The sequence below is a fragment of the Bradyrhizobium sp. LTSP885 genome, assembly GCF_000938305.1.
Taxonomy (GTDB): Bacteria; Pseudomonadota; Alphaproteobacteria; order Rhizobiales; family Xanthobacteraceae; genus Bradyrhizobium.
This window is the reverse complement of record NZ_JYMT01000004.1, coordinates 215,210-237,140: the sequence shown is the minus strand read 5'-3', so window position 1 is coordinate 237,140 and position 21,931 is coordinate 215,210. Positions and strand designations below refer to the sequence as shown.

22 protein-coding genes are annotated in these 21,931 nt (G+C 60.5%); 17 read left to right on the top strand and 5 right to left on the bottom strand.

The genetic code is table 11. From position 1 onward, the window contains the following. Positions 1–98: 98 nt before the first annotated feature. Both UP09_RS03465 and UP09_RS03460 read right to left on the bottom strand, forming a co-directional pair. Positions 99–1,907 carry an ABC-F family ATP-binding cassette domain-containing protein gene (locus UP09_RS03465; protein ID WP_044536605.1) on the bottom strand — a complete coding sequence of 603 codons (1,809 nt, stop codon included), beginning with the start codon at positions 1,905–1,907 and terminating at the stop codon, positions 99–101. Positions 1,908–1,914: 7 nt separating this feature from the next. Further along, positions 1,915–2,412: a YaiI/YqxD family protein gene (locus tag UP09_RS03460; protein ID WP_044536604.1), complete on the bottom strand. Its 498-nt coding sequence runs from the start codon at positions 2,410–2,412 to the stop codon at positions 1,915–1,917. Between the two features lie 134 nt (positions 2,413–2,546). On the opposite strand from UP09_RS03460, the gene UP09_RS03455 reads away from it, so the two are divergent. Both UP09_RS03455 and UP09_RS03450 read left to right on the top strand, forming a co-directional pair. Next, a complete protein-coding gene (locus UP09_RS03455; RefSeq protein WP_245301742.1) occupies positions 2,547–3,359 on the top strand; it encodes a MaoC family dehydratase in 813 nt (270 codons plus the stop codon). A 2-nt stretch (positions 3,360–3,361) separates the two neighbouring features. Then, positions 3,362–3,970, top strand: a complete 609-nt coding sequence (locus UP09_RS03450; RefSeq protein WP_044536602.1) for a 2-hydroxychromene-2-carboxylate isomerase — start codon at positions 3,362–3,364, stop codon at positions 3,968–3,970. A gap of 47 nt (positions 3,971–4,017) precedes the next feature. Here UP09_RS03450 and UP09_RS03445 read toward each other — a convergent pair whose 3' ends face one another. Beyond that, entirely contained in the window at positions 4,018–4,890 is an 873-nt protein-coding gene (locus UP09_RS03445; RefSeq protein WP_044536601.1) for a tetratricopeptide repeat protein, read from the bottom strand. Between the two features lie 223 nt (positions 4,891–5,113). After that, positions 5,114–7,489 carry a xanthine dehydrogenase family protein molybdopterin-binding subunit gene (locus tag UP09_RS03440; protein WP_044536600.1) on the bottom strand — a complete coding sequence of 792 codons (2,376 nt, stop codon included), beginning with the start codon at positions 7,487–7,489 and terminating at the stop codon, positions 5,114–5,116. Positions 7,490–7,690: 201 nt separating this feature from the next. Here UP09_RS03440 and UP09_RS03435 point away from each other — a divergent pair, with 201 nt between their 5' ends. From UP09_RS03435 to UP09_RS03425, 3 genes are all read left to right on the top strand, one after another. Then, complete coding sequence (locus UP09_RS03435) at positions 7,691–8,734, top strand: Ppx/GppA phosphatase family protein (RefSeq protein WP_082069950.1); 1,044 nt, start codon at positions 7,691–7,693, stop codon at positions 8,732–8,734. 184 nt (positions 8,735–8,918) lie between these two features. Then, a complete protein-coding gene (locus tag UP09_RS03430; RefSeq protein WP_044536599.1) occupies positions 8,919–9,608 on the top strand; it encodes an RlmE family RNA methyltransferase in 690 nt (229 codons plus the stop codon). A 161-nt stretch (positions 9,609–9,769) separates the two neighbouring features. Beyond that, entirely contained in the window at positions 9,770–11,827 is a 2,058-nt protein-coding gene (locus UP09_RS03425) for a lipase family alpha/beta hydrolase (RefSeq protein WP_156164430.1), read from the top strand. Between the two features lie 3 nt (positions 11,828–11,830). Here UP09_RS03425 and UP09_RS03420 read toward each other — a convergent pair whose 3' ends face one another. Continuing rightward, the gene (locus UP09_RS03420) at positions 11,831–13,318 is read right to left on the bottom strand and encodes an MFS transporter (RefSeq protein ID WP_197082591.1); all 1,488 of its coding nucleotides are present in this window, start codon (positions 13,316–13,318) and stop codon (positions 11,831–11,833) included. A 299-nt stretch (positions 13,319–13,617) separates the two neighbouring features. On the opposite strand from UP09_RS03420, the gene UP09_RS03415 reads away from it, so the two are divergent. The 12 genes from UP09_RS03415 (at position 13,618) to UP09_RS03360 (ending at position 21,441) form a co-directional block, all read left to right on the top strand. Then, positions 13,618–14,085 carry a hypothetical protein gene (locus UP09_RS03415; RefSeq protein WP_156164429.1) on the top strand — a complete coding sequence of 156 codons (468 nt, stop codon included), beginning with the start codon at positions 13,618–13,620 and terminating at the stop codon, positions 14,083–14,085. Positions 14,086–14,227: 142 nt separating this feature from the next. Further along, the gene (locus tag UP09_RS03410; RefSeq protein WP_044536596.1) at positions 14,228–14,704 is read left to right on the top strand and encodes a hypothetical protein; all 477 of its coding nucleotides are present in this window, start codon (positions 14,228–14,230) and stop codon (positions 14,702–14,704) included. A 10-nt stretch (positions 14,705–14,714) separates the two neighbouring features. Next, positions 14,715–15,554: a hypothetical protein gene (locus tag UP09_RS03405; RefSeq protein WP_156164428.1), complete on the top strand. Its 840-nt coding sequence runs from the start codon at positions 14,715–14,717 to the stop codon at positions 15,552–15,554. Continuing rightward, positions 15,535–15,915 (top strand): hypothetical protein, encoded by a 381-nt coding sequence (locus UP09_RS03400; RefSeq protein ID WP_052832942.1) that lies wholly within the window; start codon positions 15,535–15,537, stop codon positions 15,913–15,915. The genes UP09_RS03405 and UP09_RS03400 overlap by 20 nt, the downstream gene beginning before the upstream one ends. A gap of 16 nt (positions 15,916–15,931) precedes the next feature. Continuing rightward, the gene (locus tag UP09_RS03395) at positions 15,932–16,102 is read left to right on the top strand and encodes a hypothetical protein (RefSeq protein ID WP_156164427.1); all 171 of its coding nucleotides are present in this window, start codon (positions 15,932–15,934) and stop codon (positions 16,100–16,102) included. After that, positions 16,102–16,926: a toprim domain-containing protein gene (locus UP09_RS38915; RefSeq protein ID WP_082069949.1), complete on the top strand. Its 825-nt coding sequence runs from the start codon at positions 16,102–16,104 to the stop codon at positions 16,924–16,926. The genes UP09_RS03395 and UP09_RS38915 overlap by 1 nt, the downstream gene beginning before the upstream one ends. A gap of 14 nt (positions 16,927–16,940) precedes the next feature. Next, a complete protein-coding gene (locus UP09_RS03390; RefSeq protein ID WP_044536594.1) occupies positions 16,941–18,170 on the top strand; it encodes an AAA family ATPase in 1,230 nt (409 codons plus the stop codon). After that, positions 18,170–19,288, top strand: a complete 1,119-nt coding sequence (locus UP09_RS38025; RefSeq protein ID WP_044536593.1) for a hypothetical protein — start codon at positions 18,170–18,172, stop codon at positions 19,286–19,288. Before UP09_RS03390 ends, UP09_RS38025 begins: the two co-directional genes overlap by 1 nt. Continuing rightward, positions 19,285–19,620, top strand: a complete 336-nt coding sequence (locus UP09_RS38020; protein ID WP_044536592.1) for a DUF4406 domain-containing protein — start codon at positions 19,285–19,287, stop codon at positions 19,618–19,620. Before UP09_RS38025 ends, UP09_RS38020 begins: the two co-directional genes overlap by 4 nt. Then, positions 19,617–20,258, top strand: a complete 642-nt coding sequence (locus UP09_RS36215) for a dATP/dGTP diphosphohydrolase domain-containing protein (RefSeq protein ID WP_052832941.1) — start codon at positions 19,617–19,619, stop codon at positions 20,256–20,258. Before UP09_RS38020 ends, UP09_RS36215 begins: the two co-directional genes overlap by 4 nt. Before the next feature lie 378 nt (positions 20,259–20,636). Continuing rightward, positions 20,637–21,200: a hypothetical protein gene (locus UP09_RS03365; protein WP_044536590.1), complete on the top strand. Its 564-nt coding sequence runs from the start codon at positions 20,637–20,639 to the stop codon at positions 21,198–21,200. Then, the gene (locus tag UP09_RS03360) at positions 21,190–21,441 is read left to right on the top strand and encodes a hypothetical protein (protein WP_044536589.1); all 252 of its coding nucleotides are present in this window, start codon (positions 21,190–21,192) and stop codon (positions 21,439–21,441) included. Before UP09_RS03365 ends, UP09_RS03360 begins: the two co-directional genes overlap by 11 nt. The last annotated feature ends 490 nt before the right edge of the window (positions 21,442–21,931 follow it).

Below are 21,931 nucleotides of genomic sequence, written 5' to 3'. Positions count from 1 at the left end.
TTTCGTCATTGCGAGCGAAGCGAAGCAATCCATGGTTCGGCATAACGGATGGATGGATTGCTTCGTCGCTTCGCTCCTCGCAATGACGGTGGAAATAGTCAGGCCTGTTCGATCTCTTCGCGCAGCACTTCGAGCTCCAGCCACTTGTCTTCCGCCTCGGCCAATTCCTTCTGCGCCTTGGTCAGCGCGTCCGATGCGGAGTCGAATTTCTTGCGATCCTTCCTGTACAGATCGGGATCGTCCAGAAAGCGCTGATGCTTGGCGATGTCAGCCTGCAGTTTCGCAATCGTCTTCGGCAGCGTGTCCAGCGCATGTTTTTCGTTGAAGTTCAGCCGGCGCTTCGATGCACCTGAAGGTCTCGCAGTTTTTGACGATTCCCGCTTCTCCTCGGCCACCTTCACCGCCTCGCGCTTCAGGTCGGCGCCGCGCTGCGCCAGCATGTCGGTGTAGCCGCCGGCATATTCGATCCAGCGGCCATCGCCCTCCGGGGCGATCACCGAGGTCACGACGCGGTCCAGAAAGTCGCGATCGTGGCTGATCAGGATCACGGTGCCCTCGTAATCGCCGAGCATTTCTTCGAGCACGTCGAGGGTTTCGAGATCCAGGTCATTGGTCGGTTCGTCCAGCACCAGCAGATTGGACGCCTTGGCGAGCGATCGCGCCAGCATCAGCCGGCCGCGCTCGCCGCCGGACAGCACCTCGAGCGGCGTGCGCATCTGCTCCTGCGCGAACAGAAAGTCCTTCATGTAGCTGACCACATGCTTCGGCTGGCCGCCGATCATGACATGGTCGCTGCCGCCGCCGGTGAGGGCATCGGCCAGCGTCGATTTGGGATCGAGGCTTTCGCGGTGCTGGTCCAGCGTCGCCATCTCGATATTGGCCCCTAACCGGATGCTGCCGCTGTCGGGCGGGCTGCCGCCGGTCAGCATGTCGATCAGTGTGGTCTTGCCGGCGCCGTTGGGACCGACGATGCCGATACGATCGCCGCGCTGGACCCGGATCGAAAATCCGTCGACGATCTTGCGATCGCCGAAGGATTTGCTGATGGTCTTCGCCTCGATCACCAGCTTGCCGGATTTGTCGGCCTCGGCGGCGGCGAGGTTGGCGTTGCCGGTTGCACCACGATAGGTCCGGCGCTGGTCGCGCAGCGCGTGCAGATTGCCGAGCCGCTTGACGTTCCGCTTGCGTCGGCCGGAGACGCCGTAGCGCAGCCAGTGCTCCTCGTTGACGATCTTGCGGTCGAGCTTGTGCTGGTCGCGCTCTTCCTCGGCCAGCACTTCGTCGCGCCAGGCCTCGAAGGCGGAAAAACCGCGGTCGATCTGCTTGATCTGGCCGCGGTCGAGCCACGCAGTCGCGCGCGACAGATTGGAGAGGAAGCGACGGTCATGGCTGATGATAACAAGCGCGCAGCGGCGGCTGGCCAGTTCGCCTTCCAGCCATTCGATGGTGGTGAGATCGAGATGGTTGGTCGGCTCATCCAGCAGCAGAATATCGGGCGAGGGCGCCAGCACCCGCGCCAGCGCGGTGCGGCGGGCCTCGCCGCCGGAGATGTGGGCGGGATCTTCATCGCCGCTGAGGCCGAGCTGCTCCACCAGATAGCGCGCCTGATAATGGTCGTCGCCCGGATTGAGCCCGGCCTCGACATAGGCCAGCGTGGTCGCAAAGCCCGAAAAGTCCGGCTCCTGCGGCAGATAGCGGATGGTGGCTCCCGGCTGCACAAAGCGGCTGCCGCGATCGGGCTCGACCAGGCCGGCTGCGATCTTGAGCAGGGTTGATTTGCCGGAGCCGTTGCGGCCGATCAGGCAGACCCGTTCGCCGGTGGAGACGGACAGCTCGACACCGGCCAGCAATGGCGTGCCGCCAAAGGTCAGCGCGATATCTTTCAACTGGATCAGCGGTGGCGCCATGATTGCTTCAATTCTGGTTCGGCGCGGGCGCTTGTGCCCGCTGGCGCTGGATGCGGCGGATGGTCTGGTCGAGCGCCGACAGGAAGGTCGAGCGGTCGCGCGGCGAATAGGATTTCGGCCCGCCGGTGATTTCGCCCGACGAGCGCAGGTCAGTCATCAGGTTACGCACCGCGAGCGTCATGCCGATCGACTGTTCGGTGAAGGGCTTTCCGTTCGGCGCGATCACCTCGGCGCCGGCCTTGACGCAGCGGCTCGCCAGCGGAATGTCCGAGGTGATCACGACGTCGCCCTCATGCGCGCGTTCCGCGATCCAGTCGTCGGCGGCATCCATGCCGGGACCGGCGGCGATGCGCTCGATCAGGGGATCCTGCGGCACGCGGATGAAATTACCCGCGACCACGCTGACGGGAACGCCAAGGCGGATTGCGACGCGGTAGATCTCGTCCTTCACCGGGCAGGCGTCGGCATCGACATAAATGCGGGTGGGAGCAGCGGTTTCAGTCATCGATTCAAGGGTTCGCGCGGGTGCCCCGCATGTACTCCATGGCGCGGAAAATTGCGAGCAAAACGGGAGGCTTGCCATGCCTCTTTGTTCGACTACCATTACCGCCAGAAAACCAGCGAAATAAGGGAAAACCCATGACTTCCCAGCAAATGGCGGCCCAGCAAACCTACCGCGTCTCGGCCTACAACACCTCGAAACTGTCCGAGAACAAGATCCACGACGACGCGGTGGCGCGGAAGTTCGGCTTTTCCGGCGGGCTGGTGCCCGGCGTCGACGTCATGGCCTACATGATGCATCTGCCGGTGGAGCGATGGGGCCGTGATTTCCTCGGACGCGGCCTGATCGAGGCGCGGTTCGTCAAGCCGGTCTATGACGGTGAAACCGCGGAGCTGACGGGCAGGGAGGACGGCGGCGTGCTCGCGATCGAGGTGCACAGCCGCGGCGAGCTCTGTGCAACGGGCACTGCGTCGTTGCCGGCGAATGCTCCAGCCGTGTCGGTGAACTACTACGAGCAGATTGCCGCCGTCGCCGAGCGCAAGCCGGTTAGCCCGTCGTCCTACCCTCTGGGCAAGTGGCTCGGCACCATCCCGCGCGACTGGTCGGGCGATGCTGCAAAGGATTATCTCGCCGACATCAGGGAGACCGACCCGATCTACCTCCGCGAAGGTCTCGGTCATCCCGGCCTGCTGCCGCGGGTGATGAACAAGGTGCTGGTCGACAATGCGATCCTCGGTCCCTGGATCCATGTCGGCACGCGGATGCAGCTCTTGTCAGCATCGAAGATCGGCGACGAGCTGACCGCGCGCGCCAAGGTGTCGGACAATTACGAAAAGAAGGGCCACCGCTTCGTCGAGCTCGACGCGCTGGTTGTCGCCAACGGCTCCACGCCGCTGGCGCATTGCCGGCACATCGCAATTGTTCAGCCGCGTGAGCAGGCGGCGGCGTAGGGATGTCCATCACCATCGACTATTATCTGTCGCTGAACTCGCCCTGGACCTACATGGGCAGCGCGCCGTTTGCGGAGATCGCGCGCCGCTACGGCGCGACAGTCAACGTCAAGCCCAGCAAGTTCGGTCCGATCTTCGAGCAGACCGGCGGCCTTCCGTTGCCCAAACGCTCGCCGCAGCGGCAGGCCTACCGGCTGATGGAGCTCCGGCGCTGGCGCGAGGTGCGCGGCATTCCGCTCAACGTCGAGCCGAAACATTTTCCGAGCGACGATCTCGCAGCCGTGCGTCTCGTCATTGCGGCAGCGCTGCAGGGCAAGGACGCGCACCGCCTGTCGCTGGAATTCGGTCGTGCGATCTGGGAGCGCGAGGAGTCGCTGGCCGACGCCGCTGTCATGTCCGCGGCAGCGCAGCGCGCCGGCCTCGATGCAGTGGCATTGCGCGCCGGCGGTCTGCCGGATGCCGAGCTTGATCAACTCTACGAGCAGAACACGCAGGATGCGCTGAAAGCCGGCGTGTTCGGTGCGCCGAGCTATGTGCTGCCGTCGGGCGAAATTTTCTGGGGGCAGGATCGGCTGGAGCTGCTGGACCGCGCGCTGAAGATGATGGGCTGATCGGGTGAGCAGGCGGCGGCGTAGGCGCAGTCACCACAAAGCTTGGTCTAGTCGAGGCGCTGCAACTCGGCTAGCGCGGCGGTGTGCTCGGTGAACCATGGCGGGCACGCTTGAATGGCCGCTTGCAGCGCCTTCCTTGCCTCGGCGCGATCTCCGTGGATCAGGTGCCATTGCCCGAGATAGAATTGCACTTCGGCAAGCTCATCCGGCGTACCGGCGGCTGCGATCGTTGCGTCGGCCGAGAGTCGCTCGAGGAAAAGCCCGACAACCGCGGACGGCCAATGCCAGGTTCTCAGCTGGCTTGCGTCCGTCTCCAATGCCGCGGAGGCATTCGCGTTCGTCTTCACGCGGGCAAGATGCAGGAATAGAAGGGCGTATGCGTCGTTTGCGATATCGTAGGCCTGTTGCAGGTCGACGATCGCGGCCTTGAAGTTGCCCTGACAAAAGAACGCGAAGCCGCGTTGCTTGAGGTGATTTGGTTCATTGGGCGCCAGACTGATCGCTGTCGTCAGGCTGCGAACGGCGTTGTCGAGATCATGCTTGCACAGATAGACGACGCCAAGTTCTGCATGCGCGCTCGCAAACCGTGGGGACAAGGCGCTCGCCTTGGCCTGATCCGAAGCGGCACGCTCGAAATCGCCGAGCAATTTCCACGAAATCCCGCGGCTGGAATAGGTCATCATCATGCGCGGATCGATTGCGATGGCCGCGTTGAAGTCGTCGATTGACCCGCGATAATTGCCCATTCCCTGCCGGGCGACGCCTCGGTCATGGTAGGCAGCGGTGTTGTCGGGGGCAGCCTGTATGACCTTGCTCAGGTCGTCAACGGCGCGATCGAATTTGCCGCGCCGCAAGGCCGCGTCCGCCTTGGAGTAGTGGAATAGCACCTTCAGTCGTCGCAGCATGTCGCCACCGCCCACACGTCTGGATCGTCTAGCATCACTTATGTGGGATGCGGAAGTGAATCATACGGCCACAGCAATCACGGCTGCGTCCTTCACCTCGCCCCGCTTGCGGGGAGAGGTCGGATCGCATCGAAGATGCGATCCGGGTGAGGGGGTACAGGTCTCACTATGCTCAAGACTCGCGGATAGAGCCGCCCCGCCCTCTCCCCGCAAGAGCGGGGCGAGGGAGCGGAGAGACCTACGCCGCCGTCGCCTTCTTCGCATCCTGGATCGCGCGCCACACACGCTCCGGCGTCAGCGGCATGTTGATGTGCTTGATGCCGTAGTCCGACAGCGCGTCCACGACAGCATTGACGATGCAAACGAGACTGCCGGCGCAGCCGGCTTCGCCGCAGCCCTTGGTGCCGAGCGGATTGGATTTCGCGGGCGAGGGGTGATCGCCGGCTTCCATCGGCGGAACGTCGCCGGCGCGCGGCAGCGCGTAGTCCATGAACGAGCCGGTGATCGGCTGGCCGCTTTCGTCGTAGCTCACTTCCTCCATCAGCGCCTGCCCGATGCCCTGCACGACGCCGCCATGCAATTGGCCGGCGACGATCATCGGATTGACCACAGTGCCGAAATCGTTGACCGCGAAGTAGCGGACGATCCGCGTCACGCCCGTATCAGGATCGATCTCGACCTCGGCGACGTGACAGCCGTTCGGGAAGGTCGATGCGGTCTCCTTGCTGGCGTGGTCGACGTCGAGCGTCTCAGGTGTGCCTTCCGGCATCTTGCCCTCGCGCACACGTTCGGCGAGCTCCATGATGCCGATCGAACGGTCGGTGCCGGCGATCGTGAAGCGGCCGTCGCCGAACTCGATGTCGGCCTCGGAGGCCTCCAGCAGATGCGCGGCGGCCTTCTTGCCTTTCTCGACGACCAGCGCGGACGCTTCCACGATCGCCTGTCCAGTCGCGGTGATCGAGCGCGAGCCGCCGGTGCCGTTGCCGAAACGGACGATATCGCTGTCGCCCTGTTCGAGCGTGATCTTCTCGAAGGGGACGCCAAGCTGCGCTGATAGAACCTGTGCGAACGGCGTGGCGTGACCCTGGCCATAGTCGAGCGTGCCGGTGGTGAGCTTCACCGATCCGTCAGGCTCGAAGGTGATCTTGCCGAGCTCGCCGCTCGGCGGCGCGGTAACCTCGAGATAGGAACCGACCGCGATGCCGCGCAGCCTGCCGTTCTTTCTGCTCGCCTTCTTGCGCTTGGCGAAATTCTCGTAGTCGGAGATCTCCAGCGCTTTCTGGAACACGCCGGCGAAATCGCCGCTGTCATAGGTGACGCCTGAGGCGGCCGGGAACGGCAGTTGCGACGGCTTGATGAAGTTGCGCTTGCGCAAGGTGAGGCGATTGATGCCCATCTCGTCGGCGGCGGTGTCGATCAGCCGCTCCATGTAATAGTTGGCCTCGGGCCGGCCGGCGCCGCGATAGGCGCCCATCAGCGTGGTGTTGGTCAAAACCGTCTTGATGTCGACGCTGAGCAGCGGCGTGCGGTAGACGCTGGCGAGGTTCTTGCCGGTGTTGAGCGACAGCGGGCCCGGCGAGACGCCAGTGATATAGGCGCCGAGATTGCCGTAGCCTGATAGCCGCACCGCGAGGAACTTGCCGCCGGCATCGAGCGCGAGCTCGGCATGGATCAGTTGCGCGCGGCCCTGGCTGTCGGAGAGGAAGCTGGTCGAACGCTCGTCGAGCCACTTCACCGGGCGTCCCAATTGCCGAGCCGCATGCGCGATGCAGGTGTATTCGGGATAGTTGAGGTTCTTCATGCCGAAGGAGCCGCCGACATTAGCGGTCAGGATGCGAACCTTGTCCGCCGGCACATTGAGCAGCTTGGCCATGATGGCCTTGTTGCCGGATACGCCCTGGGTCGGCACCTGCAGCGTGAAGCGCTCGGTTGCTTTGTCATAATCGGCGAGTGCCACGCGCGGCTCCATCGAGACCACGGCGACGCGGGTGTTGACGATGTCGAGTTTTGTGACGTGTGCGGCGCTGGCGAACGCCGCCTCGATCTTGGTCGTGTCGCCATAGTGATAGTCGAGCGCGACATTGTTCGGGATGTTGTCGTAGAGCTGCGGCGCGCCGAGCTTGACGGCCTCGGCAGCGTCGGTCACCGCCGGCAGCGGTTCGATGTCGAGTTCGACGGCCTCGGCCGCATCACGCGCCTGCGCCGCTGATACCGCTACGACAAAGGCCACGGGATCGCCGACAAAGCGCACCTTGTCGGTCGCAAGCGCCGGGCGGTTGGTCTGCAGCAGTGACGAGCCGTCGCGGCTTTTGAGCGGCAGCCCGCAGGTGAAAGGGTTGTAGCCGGCCGCGGCCAGATCAGTTCCGGTCCAGACGCCGAGCACGCCGGGCATCGCCCTGGCGGCCGCGGTGTCGATGCCCTTGATGATCCCGTGGGCATGGGAGGAGCGCACCATCCAGCACCAAGCTTGCCCCGGCAGCGAGAAATCGTCGGTGTAGCGGCCCTTGCCGCGCACCAGCGTATCGTCCTCCTTGCGGCGAACCGGCTGCCCGACACCGTATTTTTGCAGTGCAATAGCGTTTTCGAGCGAAACGGGCGACGTATGATCTTGCATCGGAAATGACCTGAAATGCCCGGATTTGTGCCGGTTCGGCGGGCATTGACCAGATAAACCACGCCTCCCTTAACGACAACGCCCGATTGGGCATGGACCCAATGTGAACGGTTGTTGCGTAGGACCTTGGCGCTGCTAAAGTTTCCGTGAACGGACATTCTTCGGCGGGCTGACTGAAGGCCCCACGGAAAGACAGTTTTGATGAATGAGGATGTGCGGCTTTGCGACGGTCCTGCGGCCGGCGTGGCCCCGCCAGGGCTGGTTGCGGCAGGCGCGGCGGCGGGCGTCTACGCTGCGCTCGACCTTGGCACCAATAACTGCCGGCTCCTGATCGCCAGTCCGGCTGGCGACGGGTTCCGCGTGGTCGACTCGTTCTCGCGGATCATCCGGCTCGGCGAGGGCATCGCGGCGACCGGTTCCATCAGCGAGGCCGCGATCGAGCGCGCGATCGCAGCGCTCAGCATTTGCAGCGACAAGATCCGCTATCGCAAGGCGCGCCGGCTGCGGCTGATCGCCACCGAGGCCTGCCGGGCCGCTGGCAATGCCGAGAGTTTCCGCGCCCGCGTCGCCGCCGAGACCGGCATCAAGCTCGAAGTGATCGACCGCGAGACCGAGGCGACGCTCGCCGTGATCGGTTGTTCGCCGCTGCTCGATCCGAAGGGGCGCGGCGCCATCCTGTTCGACATCGGCGGCGGCTCGACCGAACTGGTGCGGATCGAGCGTGATCCGGAGGTGCCGAACGGGGCACCGCGGATCAAGGCGTGGATGTCGATTCCGCTCGGCGTCGTCACGCTGGCCGAGCATTTCGGCGGCAAGAACGTCACTCGGGAGCTCTACGCGTGCATGGTCGATGAAGTCGCGCGTCATGTCGCGCCGTTCGCGGCCGAGCACGGAACGGACCTGCGCGACATGCACATGCTCGGCACCTCGGGCACCGTGACCACGCTCGCCGGCGTGTTCCTCAATCTGCCGCGCTACGACCGCCGCCGCATCGACAGCATCTGGATGAACGATGCCGATGTGACGGCGACGATCCAGAAGCTGCTCGCCATGAGCTACGAGGAGCGCGTCCAAAGCAGCTGCATCAGCGTCGAGCGTGCCGATTTGGTGCTGGCGGGCTGCGCCATCCTCGACGCCATCCGGGCTGCATTCCCGCTGCCGCGGCTGCGCGTCGCCGATCGCGGCCTGCGCGAGGGCATGCTGGTCGAGATGATGCGCGAGGACGGCGCGCTGCGGGCGTGCTAGGAGGTCTCCTTGCCTCGCCCCGCTTGCGGGGAGAGGCCGGATTTTACGCGAAGCGAAAAATCCGGGTGAGGGGGAGTCTCCGCGAGATCATCTCTCACTTGTTACGCGGAAGCAGTCCCTCACCCCGACCCTCTCCCCGCAAGGGCGGGGCGAGGGAGAAGATCACATCGAGACGCAAACCATCATGGCGAAAGATACCACCGGGCGGCTGCGCGTCACGGTCAAGAGCGGCGGCAAGCGGAAATTGTCGTCAAAACTCTGGCTGGAACGGCAGCTCAACGACCCCTACGTCGCCAAGGCCAAGGCGATGGGCTTTCGCTCGCGCGCGGCTTTCAAGCTGCTGGAGATCGATGACAAATATCGCCTGCTGAAGCCGGGCATGACCGTGGTCGACCTCGGCGCGGCGCCTGGCGGCTGGAGCCAGATCGCGGCCAAGCGCACCGGTGCCGTCGAAGGCAAGGGCAAGGTGGTTGCGATCGATCTGCTGGAGATGGGCGAAATCCCCGGCGTCGCCTTCGCGCAGCTCGATTTCCTCGATCACGATGCGCCGGAGAAGCTGCTTGCGATGATGGGCGGCCGCGCCGATTTCGTGATGTCCGACATGGCCGGCAACACCACCGGCCACCGCAAGACCGACCAACTCCGCATCATCGGCCTGGTCGAGACCGCCGCCCATTTCGCTTGCGAGGTGCTCAATCCCGGCGGGACGTTTTTGGCAAAGGTGTTCCAGAGTGGCGCCGATGCCGAGCTGCAGACGCAGCTGAAGCGCGATTTTGCCGCCGTGCGCCACGTCAAACCGTCGGCGAGCCGGCAGGATTCCTCCGAGCGCTACGTGCTGGCGACGGGCTTTAGGGGCCAAACCAATCGCGTCTGAGGCCCTTGGCGCATCGGCAAGCACGGCCGGTGCACGTCGGCAGAGTTGGTCGTGACTTACCAACGTGAAGTTGCTATTCCTTGGGTCACCAATTCAGCGTAGTCCCTGCGGCCGTAGTGGGAGCGTTGATCGGACGGGTGTTTGCGGCCGGGGAGGAGCCGATGGCGCTGGTGAAACTGCTCATGGTCTGCATTCTGGCGATCGGTGCAACCGCGAGCCACGCGCAGATCGTTGTCCCGAGCAAGGCGCCGGACGCCGCCGTCCTCGCAAACATTCCACAGTCGGCGCAGAACGAGTTTTATTCGGAACGGCGGCAAGCCAGGCGGAAGAATGCGCCGAGGATAGTGTTCGTACCGGGTATCCTGGGCTCCAAGATTTCGGAGTGTCACGCCGACGGCAGTCAATGCTCGGATATTTGGGGAACGATCGGATCGGTCACCCGAAGCGGCGTCGACCTCAGCCTGAGGCCTGACCGCACTTACAGAACCGACGTCGTTGACAGCCTGTTTTTCAAAGACATCTATGGGGACACGCTGGACTATATCCGGGCCAAGGCGGATGCGATCGCCGTGGATAGCATCGACGACGCGCTGGTGACGGTCTTCCACTATGACTGGCGCGTTTCGAACGGAGATAATGCTAAAGCCCTAAAAGACCGCATCTGTCTCGTACGAGCTCATGCTGAATCGTCGCCGATCGTCATTATTGCTCACAGCATGGGCGGCCTGATGACGAAGATTTGGGCGGCCCGGCACGCCAAGGAACCTTGCGCCAACGGCAAGACTCCGGATGTTACACAGATCGTTTTTGTAGCAACGCCCCACCTTGGATCACCAAAAGCGATCAAGGCGGTCGCGGAGGGGTACAATATCCTGTTTGACGAGCTGACGGGGCTCCGGAAATATCTCGGATGGTTTGAGCGTAACTACCTGCTCGATGCGATCAATCAAGCCGGTATTTCTTACCCGAGCCTATACGAATTGCTTCCGATCCGGACCAGCGAGTATTGCAATCAGAAGAAGCCGCTCCTGGCCAAGGCATCGGTCCCTGTTGTCGGCGATGACAACAAGCCTCTCAATCTCTTCGATGTCGACACTTGGCGACGCTATGACCTGCTGCACCGCATTGGCGCGCCTGCCGTTCGCGCGAGCTACTACGAACACGATCTGGCGCCTATGCTTAGCCGGGCCGAGCAGCTGTTGTGCGAGATCGCCGATTTCGACCCGGCAACGGTGGCAGACGTCGTCTATCTGTTCGGACGAGAAAAAACCGACCGTACTTTTGGCTGGTTCCATCTTCACTCTGGAGTCTCCAACAGCATCGACGGATCCAGTATAGTTCAGGGTGACGGCACGGTCCCTGTTTACAGCGCGCAGAACTTCCTGGTCAGTACGACGCGACAGACCACCGAGGTGCAGGCCGATCATACTTCGATCATCAACAGTGCGACGGTTCTCCATCTCCTCGACGATCTCTATGTCAAGGCCACACAACGCGCCGATCTCCAGATTGCTCGCAGTAACAATCAATACGCGTCCCTTTTGGTTGCGGAAACGGCAGCGACTGGCAGGCTGATGTCTGTCTCGCTCGACCCTCAAGCATGGTCGGGCGGCGATGACAAGCTTGCCATCGAGATCAATACAAGGGCGCTGGCTGACATGGGTTACAAGGCGGACGATATTGCACACGTCGCGGCAACGACTCTCGATGCTTCCGAGCGGGCTAGGCTCTATGCAGTCGCGGCTTCAAGCAGTACGAACCTTACAGAGCGACTGACATTGATCACGGATGTCGGGCAGTCTGCTTACGATGCGGGGCGCTTCCAGGAAGCAATCCGCAGCTCTGCGTTTGTCAAAGTGACCGCCGAGACGGCGCTGCCATCGAGCACCCCCCAGAAGGTCAGCTTGCAGAGGTCCGCCAAGGAGTTGGAAGGGTGGTCCTATCTCAGAGGTGGGGATTTGGCGAAATTCAACGAGCTCGCTGCTTCCTATGCAACCACCTATGCGGTGACTAAAGACGAGTTCAAGGAACCGGTTTCTCCGCTGCCAAACGACGTCGACTTCGCAAAGTTCGTGCCTTTGACGAACTCCGACCAAATCGTCGTATACGCTCGACCTGGCCGTTACCACTTCGCCGCAGAGCGTATGTCGATGTCGAAGACGAAGGCATCTTCGGTCCACCGAGCGTCGCCGTGGACTCGGTCACTTTCAAAACACTGACGCTCAGCCCAGCCGCTGATCCCGCGCGTCCTGCGTATCCTCCGTCGCGTGCTTGACGGCGGCGGAAGCGGCGCCTTTCGCGGCGCCCTTGCGGCTCGACATCTCGATCGCCTTGCGGCCGGAGATTTCGTTGCCGGCATCGACGGGCATCTGCCAGAACGACCAGGCCGACGCCGCCGAGATCAGCGAGACCACGATGAAGGCCGGCGCGAACACGCCGGCCGAAAGCTCGGTCTGGTGGTGCAGCGCCAGCGTGGTTTCAACACAGAACGCACCGACCGCAACGCCGGCGGACACCGCAAGCTGCTGGTTGACGCTGACCAGCGTGGTGGCGCGGCTCATCTGCGCCGCCTCGATCTCGGCATAGGCGACCGTGTTGATCGCAGTGAATTCCAGCGAGCGGAAGAAGCCGCCGACCACCAGGATGATGAAGATCAGCAGCAGCGGCGTCGTCACTGTGAACAGGGCGCAGGCGGCAAGGAAGAACGCGGAGACCACCGCGTTGACGGTCATCATGTTGCGGAAGCCGAAAGTGCGGATGATGCGCGCTGCCAGCGTCTTCATGCCCATGGCGCCGACGGCGGAGGCGAAGGTCACGAGGCCGGACTGGAATGGCGAAAGCCCGAAGCCGACCTGCATCAACAGCGGCAGCAGGAACGGCAGCGCGCCGATTCCGAGCCGGAACATGAAGCCGCCGATGATTGCCGCGCGCATCGTCGGCAGCCGCAGCAGGGCGAAATCCAGCACCGGCGAACCGGTGCGCCGCGCATGGAACACGTAAAGCGTCATCGAGACGGTGCCGACGCCGACCAAAGCGGCGACGATCGGCCACGGCAGCAGGTTGAGCCCGGCGACCGAAAGCCCGAAGGCGATACCGGCCAGTCCAATGCCGGCCAGCACCAGCCCGGTGAGATCGAAGCGCTCGGGGTCTTCGCTCTTGATCGGGTCGATATATTTGAGCGCCAGGAAGATGCCGAGCAGCCCGATCGGGATGTTGATCAGGAAGATCCAGTGCCAGGAGAAATAGGTGGTGATGAAGCCGCCGAGCGGCGGCCCGATCACCGGTCCTATGAGTGCCGGGACCGTCACCCAGGCCATCGCGTTGACCAGCGCGCTCTTGTCGACCGAGCGTAGCAGCACCAGCCGCCCGACCGGTGTCATCATCGCCCCGCCGAGGCCCTGCAAGATGCGGGCGAACACGAAATCCGTCACCGAGGTCGACAGCGCGCAGCCGATCGAGCCCAACATGAACACGGCAACGGCGCCGGCGAACACGATGCGCGCGCCGAAGCGGTCCGCGGTCCAGCCGCTCGCCGGGATGAACACCGCGAGCGACAGCAAATAGGAGGTGATCGCAAGCTTCAGCGTCAGCGGGCTGGTGCCGATGTCGGCGGCGATCGCCGGCAGCGAGGTCGCGATCACCGTGGAATCCATGTTTTCCATGAACAGGGCGGTGGCCACGATGAGCGGGATCAGTCTCTGTGATTTCAAGGGCTTAGCCAATCTTGGCGGGAACTCGGGACCATACCTGTGGCACAAAGCGGTATGGTTTTGCACCCCAATCCGGGGAATATCCGGGGACTGCTTCTGGCGGTCCATTCCCTCCCTATTTGGATATCCGATTTGGATACGTTGTGCAGATGACTGTACTAAGTCATGTGCAGAGCGTATGCTCTCTGTCGGTATTCAGCCTACAGACATCAACACTAGTCATGGGAGACCCCAAAGAAGTGGCAGCAAGGAAGACTACTCCCGCGAAGCCTGTGGCTAAGCGTAAGGATCAGCGAAACGTGACGACTGCTACCGAAGACCCGTTGGCCGACCTGGGCCTGACCGACACTGCACCGAAGCCCGCCACTGCAACCCTCCGTACGGACGCTGGCTCTGGCCAAGTCGAAGCTACGGAAGCCGACGAGGCCGGGCGTGATGAAGTCGAGGTCGGCGAGATCGAGTTCGGTTTCTCGGACTTCGTACCGACTGCGAAGCGCAAGACGGAAGGATCGAAGTACAAGTTCGACCAGCTTCCTGCGCCCGCGACGTGGACCGAAGGTCCGAACAAGGGCAAGCCGAAGATCGCGAACTTCGTGGTCAAGCTTCAGCCCGGCGTCGATCCGGATAAGCTCCGGCGATCCGTGCAGAGCGCAACCACGCAAGCGAACAAGAGCGGCGACAAGTATTTCGTGTCGCGTACCGTGTCGGAGGACGGCAAGCTCACTGGCATGATCGTCTATCGGACGGACGACCGCCCGAAGAAGTAACAGGGTCTACTACAACAACAAAAAGCATACTTCAGTAGTGAGAGGGCGGTCAGCAATGGCCGCCCTTTTTCAATGGCGTCTTCAATTAACGAGGAACAGTAAATGCGTAACACCATGAACCGCGACACAGAAGAGAGAACCAATGCACGGCACGTTCAACGACATAGCTACCGTTACCGTCATCGACAGCGCCTTCGCTGAGTTCATCGGCTCTCTCTACGAGAGTGGCACTATCCCTGCGCTTCATATCGTTGACGACATCGACGATGCGCGTGGGCACTTCAAGCGCTCAGGATGCATTCCTGTTCTCTCTGAGGACGAGACGGAAGAGTGCACGGTGTTTGATAACTGGGGGACATACTACGAGTTCGAGGGCTGGCTGACGTACCGTGCCATGTCCGGTGTGGGTAACGAATTTCAACTGATGGTGGCTGACGTGCTGGCAACTGCCCCGTGGTCATCACAGACAAAGCATTGGATCGACATTCTCCATGCGCTTGTCGTTACGCAAGAGGCGTACGCAGACAAGTTCGGAGATTACCCGGTCAATTTGGATCGGTTCATCAAGACATGCATCACGAGCGGCGCAGACGTTGTTCTGCTGGCTGACGTGTACTGAAGGAGCAGAATTGAACTGGACTTATGAGCGTACCAACAAAGGGTACGCTAAGATGTGGGATACGATCAGCATCAAAGGTGGTGCTGATCGTACCAACGCAGACAGCTTCGCTCGCAAGATCATTGCAGGCAAGAAGCAATACCAAGCTGTCGAGGCCGCTACGGGTGTGCCGTGGTACTTCATCGGCGCTCTGCACATGCGGGAGAGTAGCTGCAACTTCGCAGGCGTTCTGCATAACGGTGAGAAGATCATCGGGACGCGGCGCAAGACGAAGCTCGTTCCGTCAGGACGAGGACCGTTCAAGACCTGGGTAGAGGCGGCTATCGACGCTCTCAACCTGAAGAACCTGCGGGGCATTACATGGTGCCCGGCACGGTTCGGATACGAGAGCGAGCGCTACAACGGACTCGGTAACGTGTCTCGTGGCGTGAACTCCTCGTACCTCTGGGCTGCCTCGAACCACGAACAGCTCGGAAAGTTCGTTGCGGATCACAAGTTCGATCCGAAGTTCGATGATCCGCAGATCGGTACGCTTACTGTGCTGAAGGCTCTGTGTGAGCTTGATCCTGTTCTCGCGGTAGAGATCAACGCGAACCACAAGTCACCCATGAGCACCAAGAACAAGGTGCTCATTGGCGTTGGTGCGACTACCGGCGTTGGTGCCGGTGCGAACGAAGCACTGAACGACACGACAAGCACGCTGGACTTGATCCGGCCTGTCATCGACATGTTCCAGAACTACGGAACGACGATTGGCGTGGTCGCTACGGTGGCTGTCGTCGTCGGTGTTGTCGGATGGCACTTCTACGAGAAGTACCAAGCAGGGCCGAATGTGGAAGCTGGCGTTTAGCTGGATCACTGGCGGCGGGTTCGGAATGCTTGTCGATCTCTACAACAAGCACAAGGACAGCGCCGTAGAGAGCGAGCGCATTCAAGCCGCATGGGCTAAGGCTCAGCTTGATGCAATGACCAGCAACCGGAACGCTACGTCAGGCTTCTGGGAAATGCGTCTACTGACGTTCATCATCGGTGGATGCTTCACGTCGCATCTGGTCGCAGTGACCCTCGATACAGTCTTCAAGCTCGGCTGGAAGATCAACAAGTACCCCGTCCCATTCGATGAGTGGGAAGGCTCTATCCTGCTGTCGTTCTTCGGACTGACGGCAGGTGTTATCGGCATCAAAGCCATTGCAAGCGCATTGCGACGCTAACATGAACGGAGACTACATGAGCTACTTCAACATGCTGATGCATGCGAAGCGTCAGGAGACGGCCAGCAAAGTTCTCGGACGACACTCGGACCTACTCATTGTCGATGACATTCCGTCCGGTGAGGACGTGATGGATCAGCCCGACACGATCAGCCTCGACGAGTTGGCGCGCTCCGAACGCGGCTAATGCCAGACGATCCAGTATGGCTTGCTACGGCCAAGACGCTATCAGCCGGGCGGCGCATACGGATCGAGTGCTGTGCACACGACAAGTCATTGATGGTGAGCAACGAGGAACGTGGATACCGAGCCTACTGCTTTAGGTGCGGACCACGCGGCTTCGTTGCTCACGGTGACTTCAGCATAGATCAACTGCGCCGACGACGAGAAGAGTTCGCCTTGTTGCAAGAGGCGAACGTGAGACTGCCCAACGACTTCACAACGGAGATACCGCCCAATGAGGCGATATGGTTATATCGTGCTGGCATCAGCGCAGCGCTGGCTAAGCATTATGGCTTCGGCTTCAGTCCATCGCTCAAGCGAGTTGTACTTCCTGTCTATTCGGGTGAACGCAGAACGCTTGTCGGCTTCACGGCACGGAGTACGATAGGTGCGAAGCCCAAGTACATCGAACGAACAAGATCTCCTGCCCATGCGGTTTTTACCGCTGACAGTTCTACTGCACTGCCTGCCACGGATGATTGGCCTGAAGGTAGTGGACCGGATTTGGTTATCACGGAAGACATACTGTCGGCAGTTCGTGTGGGCCGTCTCGTTCGTCGATGTGTGGCCCTTATGGGCACAAGCGCGAATGAGCATCAACTGGCAAGCACAGAAGGATGCAGGACGATTGCCGTTTGGCTGGACCCTGATCGAGCAGGGAAGACAGCGGCGCATAAGCTCCTGCGCAGACTTGCGCTACAGGGTTACAAGACCATCGCCATCCGAACCGAACAAGACCCGAAGCGTTACAGCAATCGGGAGATAAGGAGCCTGTTATCATCGACGTAATTCTTCTGCGGCTCATGCGCAGGAGATCGGACTACAACAAGCTGAAGGACATGATACCGGCCTCGAACATCGACGCTCAGGCCGTAGCGATCATCGAAGACTTCGGAAAGTATTTCGATAAGTTTCCTACGCATGACGCCGTGGATATGACCACGTTTCTGCCTCGCTTCAAAGCGTGGCATCCGAAGATGAGCGACGAGAAGTTCAACGGCTATAAGGCAATGCTGTTGAACTGCATCGCTGAGCCTGACGACGATCAGCGCAAGAACATTCTGGACGAGTTGTCAGAGCTTGAACTGATGACGAAGCTGGCGAACCTTGCAGACACGTTCCAGCAGGGCGACCTAGCCGACGCCTACGATGCAGTGAACCAAACAATGGACGAGTTCAGGCAGCGTACCGGCCGACGCGCTACCAGCTACATCGACATTCCAATCGGTGACTTGTTGCAGGACGAGTTCGACGACACAGGCATCGCTTGGCGTCTCGATTGTCTGAACGGCTCAATGCGCAAGCTGCGGCCGGGAGACTTCGGCATCATCGCCGGACGACCGGACAAGGGTAAGACATCGTTCATATCCAGCGAGATCACGAACATGGCCTCGCAGCTACCGCCAGATCGAAACATCATCTGGTTGAACAACGAAGGGCCGGGCAAGCGCATCAAGCCTCGCCTGTACCAGTCGGCACTTAACCTGTCGATGATCGAGATGAAGGAATTGCATTCGCAAGGTGTCTTGGTCGGCAAGTACCGCGAAGCGATAGGAGGGCGTCTCGATAAGATACGCATCTTCGACATTCACAGCTTCGCTACAGGACAGGTAGAAGCGATCCTAGAAGAGAATAACCCTGGCGTCATCATCTACGACATGATCGACAACATCAGGGGCTTCGGTGACGCTGCTCGCACGGACTTGATGCTTGAGCAGATGTACCAGTGGGGACGAGAGCGCAGCGTCAAGTACGACTGCATCGGCCTCGCTACCAGCCAGATCAGCAACGATGGTGACGGGTTACAATTCCCGACGCTCGGTATGCTGAAGGATAGCAAGACAGGCAAGCAAGGTGCCTGCGACTTCCAACTCATGATCGGCGCCTCGAATGATCCGGGGCTTGTCGGTTCACGCTTCATCAGTTTGCCCAAGAACAAGTTGAGACGACCGGACGGTGCCAGCGATCCGCGCGCCGAAGTCATCTTCGACGGTCTACGGGCACGCTACAAAGACATTCCAGTAGGAGCATAGTGACTGCAAAGAAGAAACCCGTGCGCCCAGTAAGCACGGACGAGGCGAAGCGTATCGTCGCACTACAGGATCAGGTGAACCGCCTGACCAAGGACTTACGCAAGGCTCTGCGTGACGGTAACTCGAACGACATCATCAGCGATGTTCTCGGCGGTATCGTCAACACTCCGAAGGCGATCCCTGCATGGGTACGCAAGGCTGAGAAGAGAGAACGGCACAAGGCCACTCCCGAAGTCCCTGTGACTATGTGGAGTGATTGGCATCTTGGCGAGGTCGTTACGAAGGCCGAAGTCAACGGAGCGAACGAGTACAACATGACGATTGCGCGAGAGCGCATCGAGCGTTTGTTCTCAGTCACGGAGAAGCTGCTCACAGAGAACCATACCAACAACTATCCGGGCATGGTTATCAACCTGACGGGAGATATGGTCAGTGGCGGACTACATCCAGAACTCGTGGCTACCGACGAGTTGGAAGCTATACCGGCTTCGATCAAAGCGTTCGAGTGGATTGCAGGAGGCATTGCGCGCTTTGCCGATAAGTACGGGCGCGTTTACGTGCCATGTGTCCCGGGGAACCACGGTCGAACTACGCACCGACCCGAGTTCAAGAGATACTATCGGAAGAATTATGACTGGCTCATCTATCAGATGCTCATTCGTCATTTCGCGAGTGACCCTCGCGTCCAATTCGATGTTCGCCCGTCAAATGAAGTTCTGTACCGCGTGTTCAACATTCGGTACTTGCTACTGCACGGAGACATGCTCGGCGTAGGTGGTGGTGACGGCATCATTGGTGCCATCGGCCCGATCCGACGCGGCGAGGTGAAGAAGTCCGGTGCGTACTCCTCGCAGGGTACGCCGTTCGATATGATGCTGCATGGTCATTACCATCAGAAGCTATGGCTTCCGAACTCAACGGGAGCCGGTTCACCAAAGGGCTATTGCGAGTACGTGAAGAACGCACTCAATGCGAAGCCCGAACGTCCTACGCAGCCTCTCTGGTCAGTGCACGAGAAGCACGGACAGACAGCGCACTGGGACGTGTACGTAGACAAGCCGCCGAAGAAGTCGTCCGAATGGATGGCTGTCTTGGGCGCACACCACGAGGCAGCATGAGGATTTACATCTTCGGACCTATGGCGGGTTATCTCGGTCATAACTTTGATGCCTTCCATGCGAAGGCGCGAGAGCTACGAGCCAAGGGACACTTCGTCTACAACCCGGCAGAGATCGAGCCGGACACCTACAAGAACATCAGCGACGAGGAAGCGACAAAGCATCACAACGGAGCGTATCGCAACTGTCTGCGTCAGGAGCTTGCGTGGATTTGCGACGAGGCCGAAGGAATGTACGGCCTGATCGGATGGGAGCACAGCAAGGGTGCGAACGCTGAGCACTTCACGGGACGGGCAGTCGGTGTGAACTTCTTCTACGAGGCTGCGCTGTGAACGCGCCGAACCCCAAGAAGCTCATGGGCGACAAGAAGCCGCCGCTGCATCTGCTGCCACTCGCTGGCATGATCCATCAGTCGCTTGCTCACATGGACGGCGACTTGAAGTACGGCTTCGAGAACTGGAACGAAGCTCCTGTTGAGAAGCTGACGTACATCGGCGCGATCCAGCGACACACAGGCTTGTACAAGTACGGCGAGAACTTCGCTCGCGATACCAACGTGCACAACCTCGGCGCTGTCATGGCGTGCTGCGCGATCCTGCTGGACGCCGAACTGAATGGCAACCTGATCGACAACACGCGACACAGTAAGGCGACGTGCGATCTTCTGCACAACGCTGAGCAAGTAGTGAGCGCGCTGAAGGAGATGCAGCGCGAGCGTGAAGCGGCGAAGGCGGTCACTGCGACGGAAGTATCGACCATCGGTAAGGCCGTCGAGCAGAGCTTCGCTGATACCGCATTGACTGCGCAATGGCTCAAAGCAGAACAGGAGTTCAAGCCGTGCGAAGGGTGCGGTGAGCGGTACACGTGCTCCAACTTCGGAGTTTGCTGCCATCCGCCGAAGTTCGCAACATGCGGTAAGTGCGATGACATCCAAGAGTGCGGGAAGAAGGGCCGTTGCTTCGGCCGCTAAGGCCACGACGACGCACACGTATCCGAGTACGCATTCGACGTAGCAGACGACTGCTGCCGGAAGACTGCGAAGATGTCGAGTGGCCCGAGTACGAGATCGAAGACTGGTTCATAAGCGGTCCTACAGAACAAGGAACAGAATGACGAAATGGTTTGTTGCGGCAGCGCTCATTGTGCTGTCGTGGCTTCCTGCTGCGTGTAGCAAGAAGCCTGCTCCTGTGCCTGCGGTTGCTGAGCAGCCGTACACGGTGACGAAGACCGGTCCGAAGGCCGCGCCTGTCGTGAAGGCAAAGCCTAAGCCCAAGCCGGTGAAGCACAGGCCAGCGCCGACGCCTGCCAAGCAAGAGGCGTGCACGGTTCTCGGTATCTTTCCCTGCTGATGAAGCAGCGCATTGAAGCGGCGCAGGCGCTGCTGAAGTGGCTGAGCGTACATGGTGTCCCCGCAGTCATCTGCGGGGGCTACGCTCGCGATACGATCATGAGCCAGCCCATCCGAGACGTTGACGTGTACGTGTCGGAGAACGGCTACAGAGTAGCTTGTTCGCATCTGGGCGACGTGGCTTCTGCCGATGACCTTGACGAGAAGGACGAGCAGTACGTCCATCAGAGCATCAAGCGACAGCAAGAGTTCGAGCTACTCGACTATCACGACTTCGGCCTACCGACGCGGACGATCAACCTGATCGGTCTGCATGAGGCGAGCACGATAAGCGTCGAGGACGTTACGTCGAGGTTCAATCTCGGCATCTGTAAAGCAGGTATCGACCTGAACGGCATCAGCGTAACTGACGACTTCCGCGCTGACTACAAGGACAAGCAGATCACTCTGCTTCGTACGGACTGGGGACACGAAGCGTCCCTGAAGCAGTTCATCAAACTGCAAACGAAATATCCATGGCCATTGCGAGTGCGACAACCGGAGGAAGGTTTCAATGCTCTTTAGCGCTATCGACGACAAGCAGACCGTGATCCGCAATTCCAAGACCGGAGTCTACAGGCAGGCAAAGCTCTACGAACGCAACAGCGAACTGTACGCGGGCGTCGGTGGCGGCTTCATCCGTCTTATGGAGCAGGGACGAACGTCCAGCCCGAACATGCTCTGGGACGACATCGAGGTTAAGTACGAAGTGACGACGGGCATCCATCGTGCACTGAAGTACGTCGAGAAGCGGGCGGCGCACTGATGGATATCGAGCCAGACGTTGAGATCGAATGCATCGCCTGCGAAGAAGTTGTCCACTGCGACACTATGGACGACGACGGTCGCTGCGAGGCATGCCAAGAGCGGACGCACGAACGTCAGGAGAGAACGTATGGATGATGAGCAGCGTGCCTGGGACGCTGGTGTGTTCTTTGGCTTGCTGATCGGGATTGGTGTTGGGGCTGCGAGTACGCTTCTAGCGCTGAAGTACCTGAACTAGGTGTACAAAGTATTCGACTTGGAAACGGAGACGCACAGTAGCTACAAGCGAAAAGCGTCTCCGTTCGATGATCGCAACTGGGTAGTTGCTAGAGGCTGGAAGAGGCAGGGCGATGCAGCGTGTAGCTATACGTACCATCCTGTGCATGATCGCAATAGCCATCTTCATATTGAGCCTGAAGTTACTTTGCTGGTTGGGCATAACATCAAGTTCGATTTGCTCTGGGAAATGGCCCAAGGCAACCAAGAGTTAC